Origin of the sequence: Streptomyces netropsis, from assembly GCF_014203545.1 — a bacterium.
GTDB classification, from domain to species: Bacteria; Actinomycetota; Actinomycetes; order Streptomycetales; family Streptomycetaceae; genus Streptomyces; species Streptomyces netropsis.
The window spans coordinates 47,242-58,961 of sequence record NZ_JACHJG010000022.1 but is presented as its reverse complement, the minus strand read 5'-3'; the positions used below and the strand labels follow the sequence as shown (position 1 = coordinate 58,961).

The 11,720-nt window shown below is 72.3% G+C and carries 8 protein-coding genes; 6 read left to right on the top strand and 2 right to left on the bottom strand.

What is annotated here, in order from left to right:
- Positions 1-155 precede the first annotated feature (155 nt).
- Entirely contained in the window at positions 156-677 is a 522-nt protein-coding gene (locus FHS38_RS33230) for an Rv3235 family protein (RefSeq protein ID WP_221495652.1), read from the bottom strand.
- Between the two features lie 291 nt (positions 678-968).
- On the opposite strand from FHS38_RS33230, the gene FHS38_RS33225 reads away from it, so the two are divergent.
- The 4 genes from FHS38_RS33225 (at position 969) to FHS38_RS33210 (ending at position 8,918) form a co-directional block, all read left to right on the top strand.
- A complete protein-coding gene (locus FHS38_RS33225) occupies positions 969-1,472 on the top strand; it encodes a DUF6912 family protein (RefSeq protein ID WP_184740035.1) in 504 nt (167 codons plus the stop codon).
- 57 nt (positions 1,473-1,529) lie between these two features.
- Positions 1,530-2,192 carry an HAD family hydrolase gene (locus tag FHS38_RS33220; RefSeq protein WP_184740034.1) on the top strand — a complete coding sequence of 221 codons (663 nt, stop codon included), beginning with the start codon at positions 1,530-1,532 and terminating at the stop codon, positions 2,190-2,192.
- Between the two features lie 473 nt (positions 2,193-2,665).
- Complete coding sequence (locus FHS38_RS33215; RefSeq protein WP_184740027.1) at positions 2,666-7,675, top strand: NAD-glutamate dehydrogenase; 5,010 nt, start codon at positions 2,666-2,668, stop codon at positions 7,673-7,675.
- Between the two features lie 79 nt (positions 7,676-7,754).
- Positions 7,755-8,918 (top strand): putative hexosyltransferase, encoded by a 1,164-nt coding sequence (locus FHS38_RS33210; RefSeq protein WP_184740025.1) that lies wholly within the window; start codon positions 7,755-7,757, stop codon positions 8,916-8,918.
- Here the strand turns inward: FHS38_RS33210 and FHS38_RS33205 are convergent.
- Positions 8,846-9,352: a GtrA family protein gene (locus FHS38_RS33205; protein WP_184740050.1), complete on the bottom strand. Its 507-nt coding sequence runs from the start codon at positions 9,350-9,352 to the stop codon at positions 8,846-8,848. The genes FHS38_RS33210 and FHS38_RS33205 overlap by 73 nt on opposite strands.
- A gap of 325 nt (positions 9,353-9,677) precedes the next feature.
- Between FHS38_RS33205 and manB the strand changes: the two genes are divergently transcribed.
- A complete protein-coding gene (gene manB, locus FHS38_RS33200; protein WP_184740023.1) occupies positions 9,678-10,757 on the top strand; it encodes a mannose-1-phosphate guanylyltransferase in 1,080 nt (359 codons plus the stop codon).
- A 138-nt stretch (positions 10,758-10,895) separates the two neighbouring features.
- Positions 10,896-11,717 carry a polyprenol monophosphomannose synthase gene (locus FHS38_RS33195; protein ID WP_184740021.1) on the top strand — a complete coding sequence of 274 codons (822 nt, stop codon included), beginning with the start codon at positions 10,896-10,898 and terminating at the stop codon, positions 11,715-11,717.
- The last annotated feature ends 3 nt before the right edge of the window (positions 11,718-11,720 follow it).

Here is an 11,720-nt window from a genome sequence, read left to right as displayed (position 1 = left end):
CGGGCCCCCCCCGGGGGGCCCCCCCCCCCCCCCCACCCCCCCCCCCCCCCCCCCCGCCGGGGGCCGCCGCCCCCCCCCCCCCCCGCCCCCCCCCCCCCGGGGGGGGGGGGGGCCGGGCCCCCCCCCCCCCCCCCCCACCGCCTCCTGTGCGTCGCTCACTCCCGGGCGGCCGCCCCGTGCGGGACGGCCGCCCCGCCGAGCTCGACGGCCGAGCAGCGCCAGCGCAGGTCCGTGCCGCGCTCCAGCCGGAAGGCCAGCGCCCGCAGCCGGTCCCCGGAGGCGATCCGGGCGAACGCCTCGATCACCCCGGGCCGTGGCCGGAATTCGTCGCAGTGCCGGACGACCGGGGCGCGGCGGCCCGGTGGGGCGGGGCGCAGGGGCGTCTGCGGGGCCAGCGCCGTCAGCTGGTCGTACGCCGCGCCCAGGGTGTGCCCGAGCATCCAGTGCACCGGGCGCTGCCCGCTGAGGGTGAGCAGCAGCCGGTTGGCGAACCAGTAGCGCGGCAGCCGTTCCCGTTCGCGGTGCCGGGCGGCCGGGTCGGTGCCGGGCCGCCGGGGGTCCGTACGCCGTGGCGGGGCGGCCTTGGTGCCGCTCGTCCGGGCGCCGGGCCCGGTGCCTCCGCCGGTCCTGGTACCGGTCCTGGTGCCGGTCCTGGTGGTGCTGCGGATCGCCTTCATACGGATCGCCCCCGCGATGCCGGGCCCGGTGGTGATACCGGGCGGTAGCTTCGGTCGGTGATCTTCTATCGGCGGGCTTCCCGGGGCGGCAAGGACGGCCGTCCGTCCGGGAACCGCCCGCCGGGCTTCACCTATTCGGGCCACCTGCCGGTGCGTGCCGTGCGCACCGAGGGGCCCGCGGGGTAACGGGGGCACCCGGGCGCGGGGCTCCCGCACTTCGAAGGGGGACGTGCGCCTTATGCTGGCAGTCACGGTTGGTAAGCCTCGCGGCACTTCACGAAAGCGGCGGTCATGCGCGTCTACGTCCCTCTGACCCTTCCCGGTCTCGCCGAGGCGCACAAGGCGGGGCAGCTGGGCCCGGCTCCGCTGGACGCCTACGCGGTCACCCCCGCGCTGCGCGAGTGGTACGTCTCCGACGACATCGAGGAGCTGGAGTACGCGGCGCTCAGCCGTGCCGCCCAGGCCTCCCTGCGCAGGCTCGCGGCCGACCCCGACGCCCCGCGCCGGCGGGTCGTCGTGGCGGTGGACGTGCCCGAGGGCGCGGCGGTCGCCGACCCGGACCGCGCTCTGGACGAGTCCGCGCTCGGTGAGGTGCGGCTCGCGGCGGCGGTGCCGCTGGCGAAGGCGGCGGCCGTGCACGTCGACGCGGACGACGCCGAGGCGGATGTGGCGGCCGCGGCGGCCGCTCTGGGCGCGGCGGACCACGGTGACGAGGACGCGCGTTTCACGGTGGACGGCGCGGAGGACCACGAGCTGATGTGGTTCGGCGTGCAGGAGCTCCCGAACCTCGTCTGACCTGCGCCGCGGAGGCGTCGGCGGCGCGTTGTCACAGGTGGTCGGTACGGTCTTGTCATGGGGAAGCACGTGGCACACATCGTCTGGGACTGGAACGGCACGCTCTTTCACGACATCGACGCGGTGATGTCGGCGACGAACGCCGCCTTCGCGGAGATCGGCCTGGAGCCCATCACCCTGGAGCGGTACCGCGAGCTGTACTGCGTCCCGATCCCGCGCTTCTACGAACGGCTGATGGGCCGCCTCCCCACCCAGGCCGAGTGGGACCATATGGACGTGGTCTTCCACCGGCATTATCTGGACCATCATCTGCGGTGCGGTCTCGCGGACGGCGCCGAGGCGCTGCTGGCGGGCTGGCAGGGCGCCGGCGGCACGCAGTCGATCATGTCGATGTACGGGCACGAGCAGTTGGTGCCGCTGGTGCGCGGTTTCGGCATCGAGCGGCACTTCGTCCGGGTCGACGGCCGTACGGGCCCCTCGGGCGGCAGCAAGACCGAGCACATGGCCCGCCACCTCGTCGGGCTCGACGGCATACCCGCGCGGCACGCGGTCGTCATCGGGGACGCCGTCGACGACGCGGTCGCCGCTGCCCACGTGGGCGCGCACGCCGTGCTGTACACGGGCGGGTCGCACAGCCGGGCCAGCCTCGTGGCGGCCGGGGTGCCCGTCGTGGACAGCCTCGCGGAGGCCGTCGCGGAGGCGGAGCGGCTCGTCGGCTGAGGGTTGGGCCGCCGCGCCGGAGGGTATCGGTGCCGGGAACCCTGGGCCTTCGGCCGGGGCGGCAGCAGCCCTTCGGCCGGGGTGGTAGCAGCCCTTCGGCCGGGGCGGCGTCGGCTTTCGGCCACGGAAGAGGGTCGAACGGCTCCGCGTCGCTGTCCAGATCGTCAAACTTCGGGCCCGGGTTTTGTACACAACCGGCTCATGACGGCAACCCCCGGAAGAGCGATAGCCTTACCAGGTGATCAGCGCGATATCCAGCAGGGGCGACGACGCCCCTGTCCTGCGCCCCGAGCGACACCTCGCCCGGGCGGCCGCTGATCCCTTCCACCGGGTGCGTCCGACGAAGTTCGTCAGGAACGGCCCGGTCTTCCCTCATTCCGGCATACCGTCGAATACGACCGGACACCCCGCGTCGCGACGGGATGCCATCACCATCTATGTCTCGCAACGGCGCGCGACAGGAGCCAGAGGACATGCAGACCAAGCTGGACGAAGCCAAGGCCGAGCTGCTCGAACGGGCGGCCCGTGTCGCTGAGAACAGCCCGGCCGGGGGGCAACAACCGACTGGGCCGAAGGGCGAGGGCAGTCTCGACCCGGAGACCCTGACCGCGTTCCTCCAGCGCTATTACCTGCACACCGCCCCGGAGGACCTCACCGGCCGTGACCCGGTCGACGTCTACGGGGCCGCGCTCTCGCACTACCGGCTCGCCGAGAACCGGCCGCAGGGCACCGCGAACGTGCGGGTGCACACCCCGACCGTCGAGGAGAACGGCTGGACGTGCAGCCACTCCGTGGTCGAGGTCGTCACCGACGACATGCCCTTCCTGGTCGACTCCGTCACCAATGAGCTCTCCCGCCAGGGCCGCGGCATCCACGTCGTGATCCACCCGCAGGTGATCGTCCGCCGTGACCTGACCGGCCGCCTGCTCGAGGTCCTCGGCTCCAACTGCGACGCCCACGGCACCGGCAAGGACGCCGAGAAGCCGCACGACGCCCTCGTCGAGTCCTGGATCCACGTCGAGATCGACCGCGAGACCGACCGCGGTGACCTCAAGCAGATCGCCGCCGACCTGCTGCGCGTGCTCTCCGACGTCCGCGAGACCGTCGAGGACTGGGAGAAGATGCGCGACGCCGCGCTGCGCATCGCGGAGAGCCTGCCCGCCGAGCCGATCCCCTCCGACGTCGTCGGCACCGACGTCGCCGAGGCCGGCGAGCTGCTCCGCTGGCTGGCCGCCGATCACTTCACCTTCCTCGGCTACCGCGAGTACGAGCTGACGAAGGTCACCACCGAGAACGGCGAGGAGGACGTGCTCGCCGCCGTCCCCGGCACCGGCCTCGGCATTCTGCGCTCCGACCCCTCGCACCACGGCGAGGGCCACCACGCCGGGCCCGACGCCCACCTCACCGGCCCCGCGTCGCCGTCCTTCAGCCGGCTGCCCGCGGACGCCCGCGCCAAGGCCCGTGAGCACAAGCTGCTGGTCCTCACCAAGGCCAACAGCCGTGCCACCGTGCACCGCCCCTCCTACCTCGACTACGTCGGGGTGAAGACCTTCGACGCCGACGGCAACGTGACCGGCGAGCGCCGCTTCCTGGGTCTCTTCTCCTCCGCCGCGTACACCGAGTCCGTGCGCCGCGTCCCGGTCGTCCGCCGCAAGGTCGAGCAGGTCCTCGCCGACGCGGGCTTCTCCCCGGACAGCCACGACGGCCGCGACCTGCTCCAGATCCTGGAGACCTACCCGCGCGACGAGCTGTTCCAGACCCCGGCCGACCAGCTGCGGTCCATCGTCACGAGCGTGCTCTACCTCCAGGAGCGCCGCCGGCTGCGGCTGTACCTGCGCCAGGAGACCTACGGGCGCTACTACTCGGCCCTCGTCTACCTGCCCCGCGACCGGTACACCACCGGCGTCCGGCTGCGGCTGATCGAGATCCTCAAGGAGGAGCTCGGCGGCACCAGCGTCGACTTCACCGCCTGGAACACCGAGTCGGTCCTCTCCCGCCTCCACTTCGTCGTGCGCGTCGAGCCGGGGGCCACCCTGCCCGACCTCACCGACGCCGACGTCGAGCGCATCGAGGCCCGCCTGGTCGAGGCCGCCCGCTCCTGGGCGGACGGTTTCGCCGAGACGCTGACCGCCGAGGTCGGCGAGGAGCGCGCCGCCGAGCTGCTGCGCCGCTACGGCCACGCCTTCCCCGAGGGCTACAAGGCCGACCACAGCCCGCGCAGCGCCGTCTCCGACCTCGGTCACCTGGAGAAGCTGACGACGGCCGGCGGCCCGCACGACTTCGAGCTCAGCCTGTACGAGCCGGTCGGCGCGGCCCCCGGCGAGCGCCGCTTCAAGATCTACCGCACGGGCGAGCCCGTCTCGCTGTCCGTCGTGCTGCCGGTGCTCCAGCGGCTCGGTGTCGAGGTCGTCGACGAGCGCCCGTACGAGCTGCGCTGCTCGGACCGGTCGAACGCGTGGATCTACGACTTCGGTCTGCGGATGCCCGAGCGCGTCGAGGGCGAGGACGCCCGCGTCCGCTTCCAGGAGGCCTTCGCCGCCGTCTGGACCGGCCGCGCGGAGAACGACAACTTCAACAACCTGGTGCTGCGGGCCGGTCTCGACTGGCGGCAGGCGATGGTGCTGCGGGCGTACGCGAAGTACCTCCGGCAGGCCGGTTCGCCGTTCAGCCAGTCCTACATGGAGGACACCCTCAGCACCAACGTCCACACCACCCGGCTGCTGGTCAACCTCTTCGAGGCACGCATGTCGCCGGCGCTCCAGCGCGCCGGCCGCGAGCTGATCGACGGGCTGCTGGAGGAGCTGGACGGCGCCCTCGACCAGGTCGCGAGCCTGGACGAGGACCGCATCCTGCGGGCCTTCCTCACCGTCATCAAGGCCACGCTGCGTACGAACCACTTCCAGCGCGACGCCGAGGGGAAGCCGCACGGCTACCTCTCCCTGAAGCTCGACCCGCAGGCGATCCCCGACCTGCCGGCCCCGCGCCCCGCGTTCGAGATCTGGGTCTACTCCCCGCGCGTCGAGGGTGTGCACCTGCGCTTCGGCAAGGTCGCGCGCGGTGGTCTGCGCTGGTCCGACCGGCGTGAGGACTTCCGTACCGAGGTCCTCGGCCTGGTCAAGGCGCAGATGGTGAAGAACACCGTCATCGTGCCCGTCGGCGCCAAGGGCGGCTTCGTCGGCAAGCGGCTGCCGGACCCGTCGGTGGACCGTGACGCGTGGCTCGCCGAGGGCATCGCCTCGTACAAGACCTTCATCTCCGGTCTGCTCGACATCACCGACAACCTGGTCGGCGGCGAGGTCGTGCCGCCGAAGGACGTGGTGCGCCACGACGAGGACGACACCTACCTCGTCGTCGCCGCAGACAAGGGCACGGCGACCTTCTCCGACATCGCCAACGAGGTCGCCCAGTCGTACGGCTTCTGGCTCGGCGACGCCTTCGCCTCCGGCGGCAGCGCCGGCTACGACCACAAGGGCATGGGCATCACCGCCCGCGGCGCCTGGGAGTCCGTCAAGCGGCACTTCCGTGAGCTGGGCCACGACACCCAGACCCAGGACTTCACGGTCGTCGGCGTCGGTGACATGTCCGGTGACGTCTTCGGCAACGGCATGCTGCTCTCCGAGCACATCCGCCTGGTGGCCGCCTTCGACCACCGGCACATCTTCATCGACCCCACCCCGGACGCGGCCACCTCGTACGCCGAGCGCCGCCGTCTGTTCGAGCTGCCCCGCTCCTCCTGGGCCGAGTACGACACCTCGCTGCTCTCGCACGGCGGTGGCATCCACCCCCGCAGCGCGAAGTCGATCCCGATCAACGCGCAGGTGCGGGCGGCCCTCGGCATCGAGGCGGGCGTCAGCAAGATGACCCCCGCCGAGCTGATGAAGGCCATCCTGCACGCGCCGGTCGACCTGCTGTGGAACGGCGGCATCGGCACCTACGTGAAGGCGCACACCGAGTCGCACGCGGACGTGGGCGACAAGGCGAACGACCCGATCCGCGTCGACGGCCAGGACCTGCGGGTCCAGGTCGTCGGCGAGGGCGGCAACCTGGGCCTGACCCAGCTCGGCCGGATCGAGTTCGCGCTGTCCGGCGGGCCGGAGTCCACCGGCGGCAGGATCAACACCGACGCCATCGACAACAGCGCCGGCGTGGACACCTCGGACCACGAGGTGAACATCAAGATCCTGCTCAACGCCCTGGTCACCGACGGCGACATGACCGTCAAGCAGCGCAACAAGCTGCTCGCCGAGATGACCGACGAGGTCGGCGAGCTGGTCCTGCGCAACAACTACGCGCAGAACGTGGCGCTCGCCAACGCGGTGGAGCAGGCCCCCAGCCTGCTCCACGCCCACCAGCGGATCATGCGCCGGCTGACGCGTGACGGGCACCTGGACCGTGCCCTGGAGTTCCTGCCCACCGACCGGCAGATCCGCGAGCGGCTCTCCCAGGGCCGTGGGCTGACCCAGCCCGAGCTCGCCGTCCTGCTCGCCTACATCAAGATCACCACGGCCGAGGAACTGCTCGCCACCGACCTCCCGGACGACAAGTACCTCGAGCGGCTGCTGTTCGCGTACTTCCCCGAGGCGCTGCGGACGGCCTTCGCCGAGCAGATCGACGCGCACGCCCTGCGCCGCGAGATCATCACGACGGTGCTGGTCAACGACACCGTCAACAGCGGTGGCTCGACCTTCCTGCACCGCCTGCGGGAAGAGACCGGGGCCTCCCTGGAGGAGATCGTCCGGGCGCAGACCGCGGCCCGTGAGATCTTCGGCCTGGGCCGGGTCTGGGACGCCGTCGAGACCCTCGACAACACGGTCGCGGCGGATGTGCAGACCCGGATCCGGCTGCACTCGCGGCGTCTGGTCGAGCGCGGCACCCGCTGGCTGCTCAACAACCGGCCGCAGCCGCTCCAGCTCGCCGAGACCATCGACTTCTTCCGCGACGGCGTGGCGGTGGTCTGGTTCCAGCTGCCCAAGCTGCTGCGCGGCGCCGACAGCGAGTGGTGGCAGTCGATCCACGACGAGCTGGTCGAGGCCGGGGTCCCGGACGACCTGGCGGTGCGGGTCGCGGGCTTCTCGTCCGTCTTCCCGGCGCTCGACATCGTCGCCACCGGGGAGCGCACGGGCAAGGACCCGCTGGACGTGGCGGAGGTCTACTACGACCTCGGCGACCGGCTGCACATCAGCCAGCTGATGGACCGGATCATCGAGCTGCCGCGGGCCGACCGCTGGCAGTCCATGGCCCGTGCCTCCATCCGCGAGGACCTGTACGCGGCCCACGCGGCGCTCACCTCCGACATCCTCGCCGTCGGCAACGGCAGCTCCACGCCGGAGGAGCGCTTCCAGGCGTGGGAGGAGAAGAACGCCGCGCTGCTGAACCGGGCGCGCACGACGCTGGACGAGATCCGCGGTTCGGACGCGTTCGACCTGGCGAACCTGTCGGTGGCGATGAGGACGATGCGCACGCTGCTGCGTACGCACAACTGATCTGCCGCCGAACGGCTGAAAGGGGCGGCCCCGGGGAAGTTCTCCCGGGGTCGCCCCTTCGCCGTGCTAAGAGAGACGGATGAAGGTCGTTTCACGGCTTTGGTCCACCGCGCCGCGTCGCGAAGCCCTCGTCGCGGCGGCGGTGCACCTGTCGCTCGCGGCCATCGGGTTCGTCGTCCTGCTGCTGGTCAACCGCCATCTCGGGCACAGCGTGGCGTGGCTGCTGCGCCGCTGGGACAGCGGCAACTATCTGAACGTGGCCGAGCACGGCTATCCGGGCAGGATCCCCTACCGCCCCAGCGGGCTGCCGGACTTCTCCCGGCTCGCCTTCTTCCCGCTCGTCCCCCTGCTGGTCCGGGGGACGCGGCTGCTGACCGGACTGCCCGTGGTGTACGCGGGGGTGCTGGTCTCCTGGTGCGCCGCCACGGTGGCCGCCGTCGGCGTGCACCGGCTCGTGCGGGCGGTGGGCGGCAGCGCGGCGGCGGGGTACGCGTGCGTGGCGCTGTGGTCCTGCTCGCCGTACGCCTTCGCGCTGTGGGTGCCGTACTCCGAAGGAGTCTTCAGCGCGGCCCTGGTGTGGGCCCTGGTGGCCATGGTGCGGCGGAGCTGGCTGACGGCCGCCGTGCTGTGTGTCGTGGCCGGCGCGGTGCGGCCGACGGCGGTGGTGCTGATCGGGACGCTCCTCCTGGCCGCCGGGTGGGCGCTGGTGCGGGGGCGGGCGGGCGGTGACGCACGGGCCTGGGCGGCCCTCGCCCTGGCGCCGCTGGGGCTGATCGGCAGCTGGCTGTACCTGGGCAGCCGGGTGGGGCGCGTGGACGGCTGGTTCGAGGCGGAACGGGCCTGGGGGCAGTCCTTCGACTTCGGCGTCGGCACCGGGGACTTCCTGTGGAGCGCGCTGCTCTACGGAAAGTCGTGGCGGGTCACCGATCAGCGCAACGCGGCCGTGCTCGCGTTGGTGCTGCTCACGGCCGTCGCCGTGCTGGCCCTGGCGCTGGACCGGAGCGTGCCCTGGCCGTTGGTCGTGGTGGTCGCCGGGGCGTGGTTGCTGATGATGGGGACGCCCGGCTCGCCGTTCTCCAAACCACGCTTCATGCTGCCGTTCCTGCCGGTTCCGCTTTTGTTGGTGGCGCGGCCGCTCGCGCGTGCTCCCTTAGTGGTCCAGGGCTGTCTCTACGGTGGAGGTGCGGTGGTCTCGGGGTGGTATGCGGCCGGCTTGCTCGTGCTGTTCGTGGGATCCCCGTGAGGGGAGCCGTCCCCGTCGCCCTCCGGCTCGCGGGCGGGCAGGGCGCGGAACACCCAGGCGCGGTAGGACCAGAAGCGGAAGAGGGTCGCCGTGCCGATGCCGAGGAACTTGAAGAGGTTGCTCTGGAACGGGGTGTCCCAGCCGAAGCCGTAGGTGGCGATGTAGAGGACGCCGTTCTCGATCACCAGGCCGACGGCGCTGAAGGCGGCGAAGAGGGCGATCTCCCGGCTGCTGCGGCTCTTGTCCCGGTCCCGGTAGGTGAAGTAGCGCAGCCCCAGGTAGTTGAAGGCGATCGCGACCACCGTCGCGATCACGCTGCACCGGACGACGGGCAGGCCGGTCGTCGCGCGGCAGAGGTTGAAGACCGCGAGGTTGACGAAGATCCCCAGCCCGCCCACGGTGCCGAACTTCGCGAACTCCCGGCCGAGCGCCAGCAGCCCCGTGGGCCCGGCCGCGTGCTTCCCTCCCGGCGTACGGGCTCCGCGCGTTCTTCGTCGTCCTCGTCCCGCTTGCGTTCCTCGCGCTTCCGTCAGGGGGGCCGATCGCTTCGCCGGTCGCAAGGGCTTCTCCAGATACGGTCGATTCGGGCGCCACGCAAAGCAGACATTTGCTAATAGATAGCTGATTGTAGTGTAAATTGCCGCGAAAACTAACATGGTGCGACAGCGGCGCCACGATGGGCGACGACGAGGCGGGGGTGGCGATGCGCGACGACAGGTGCGAGGACGACGTGCGGGAACGACGTGCGAGGACGGTGGCATGACTGAGGCGGTACTGCTCGTCGGCGGCAGGGGCACCCGGCTCCAGCCGCTCACCCTCAACACGCCGAAGCCGATGGTCCCGGCCGCCGGGGTGCCCTTCCTCGCCCACCAGCTGGCCCGCGCCAAAGCCGCCGGCGTCGACCACGTCGTGCTGGCCACCTCCTACCTCGCCGAGGTCTTCGAGCCGTACTTCGGCGACGGCTCCGCCCACGGGCTGCGGCTGACCTACGTCACCGAGGACGAGCCGCTCGGCACCGGCGGCGCCATCCGCAGCGCCGCCGGGGCCCTCGCCGCAGGTCCCGGCGAGCCCGTGCTCGTCTTCAACGGCGACATCCTCACCGGCCTCGACATCCCCGGCCTCCTCGGCAGCCACCGGCGTGCCGGGGCCGACGTCACCCTCCATCTGACCCGGGTGGCGGATCCCCGCGCCTTCGGCCTCGTGCCCACCGCCGCCGACGGCCGCGTCCTCGCCTTCACCGAGAAGCCGCAACACCCGGACGAGATCGTCACCGACCAGATCAACGCGGGTGCCTACGTCTTCCGGCGCGAGGTCATCGACGCCATCCCCACCGGCCGGCCGGTCTCCGTGGAGCGGGAGACCTTCCCCGGGCTGCTGGCCTCCGGGGCGCTGCTGCACGGCGTCGTCGACACCGCGTACTGGCTGGACCTCGGCCGCCCGGCCTCCTTCGTGCAGGCCTCCGCCGACCTCGTACGGGGCGTGGTCCGCTCCCCGGCCGTCCCCGGCGAGCCGGGCGAATACCTGGTGCTGCCCGGCGCCAGGGTCGAGGACGGGGCCCTGCTCGGCGGCGGCACCGTCGTCGGCGCCGGGGCGCACGTCGCGGCGGGTGCCGACGTCGAGGGGTCCGTCGTCCTGGAGGGCGCCCGCATCGAGGAGGGCGCGCGGATCCGGGCCTCCATGGTCGGCGCCGGCGCCCGGGTGGGCCCCCGGACGGTGCTCGACGGCGTCGTCATCGGCGACCACGCCGAGATCGGCGCGGACAACGAACTGTGCGACGGCGCCCGGATCTGGTGCGGCACGACCATCCCCGACGCCGCCATCCGCTTCTCCGCCGCCTGACCGCCGATGACCCTTTCCCCCTCGTCCCCGCGCCCCCCCTCGCCCCCTTGACTCCCCTTGTTCCCCTCGCCCCTACGAGCCCCCCGACCCTGCTGCCCCTCCTGACCGACCCGGCGCCACACCCACAAGGACAGGCCCATGAGACCCACGCACACCCCCGCCGCCGTGCCCCCGCTGCCCGCCGAGTGGGCACGCACTGCGACGACCGTGGTGATGCCCACGTACAACGAGGCGGCGAACCTGCCCGCGATGGCCGAGGCCCTGATGGCCCTGCCCCTGGAGGGGCTGCGGCTGCTGGTCGTCGACGACAACAGCCCGGACGGCACCGGCAAGGTCGCCGAGGGCCTCGCCGAGCAGTACAACGAGCCGGGCCGCACCCGCGTCGGCGTCCTGCACCGCACCACCAAGGACGGCCTCGGCCGGGCCTACGCGGCGGGCATGGCCCGCGCCGTCGACGAAGGCGCCGCGTACGTCCTGCAGATGGACGCCGACGGCAGCCATCCGCCCGGCAAGGTCGCCGAGATGCTCGGAGTCGCCCTCGCCACCGGCGCGGACGTCGTCGTCGGCAGCCGCTACGTGCCCGGCGGCACCCTCTCCGAGGCCTGGAGCCCGCACCGCAGACTGCTCTCCCGCTGGGCCAACGCCTACGCCAGCACCATCCTCGGCACCCGCGTCCGCGACATCACCGGCGGCTTCAACCTCTGGAGCGCCGCCGCGCTGCGCACCGTCGACCTCTCCTCCGTCGACAGCGCCGGCTACAGCTTCCAGGTCGAGACGAAGTACCGGGCGCTGCGGGCCGGGTTCACCGTCGTGGAGGTGCCGATCCACTTCGAGGACCGGACCGTCGGCGAGTCGAAGATGAACCTGTCCGTCCAGCTCGAATCCGTCGCCATGCCCTGGCGCCTGCGTGCGAAGACCGTCCGTGAACCCGGCAGACCCGCTCACAAGCCCGCTCGCTGAGCG

Coding starts and splice junctions, on each gene's coding strand:
- FHS38_RS33230 (WP_221495652.1), bottom strand. CDS start 677: ATGAAGGCGATCCGCAGCACCACCAGGACCGGCACCAGGACCGGTACC.
- FHS38_RS33225 (WP_184740035.1), top strand. CDS start 969: ATGCGCGTCTACGTCCCTCTGACCCTTCCCGGTCTCGCCGAGGCGCAC.
- FHS38_RS33220 (WP_184740034.1), top strand. CDS start 1,530: ATGGGGAAGCACGTGGCACACATCGTCTGGGACTGGAACGGCACGCTC.
- FHS38_RS33215 (WP_184740027.1), top strand. CDS start 2,666: ATGCAGACCAAGCTGGACGAAGCCAAGGCCGAGCTGCTCGAACGGGCG.
- FHS38_RS33210 (WP_184740025.1), top strand. CDS start 7,755: ATGAAGGTCGTTTCACGGCTTTGGTCCACCGCGCCGCGTCGCGAAGCC.
- manB (WP_184740023.1), top strand. CDS start 9,678: ATGACTGAGGCGGTACTGCTCGTCGGCGGCAGGGGCACCCGGCTCCAG.
- FHS38_RS33195 (WP_184740021.1), top strand. CDS start 10,896: ATGAGACCCACGCACACCCCCGCCGCCGTGCCCCCGCTGCCCGCCGAG.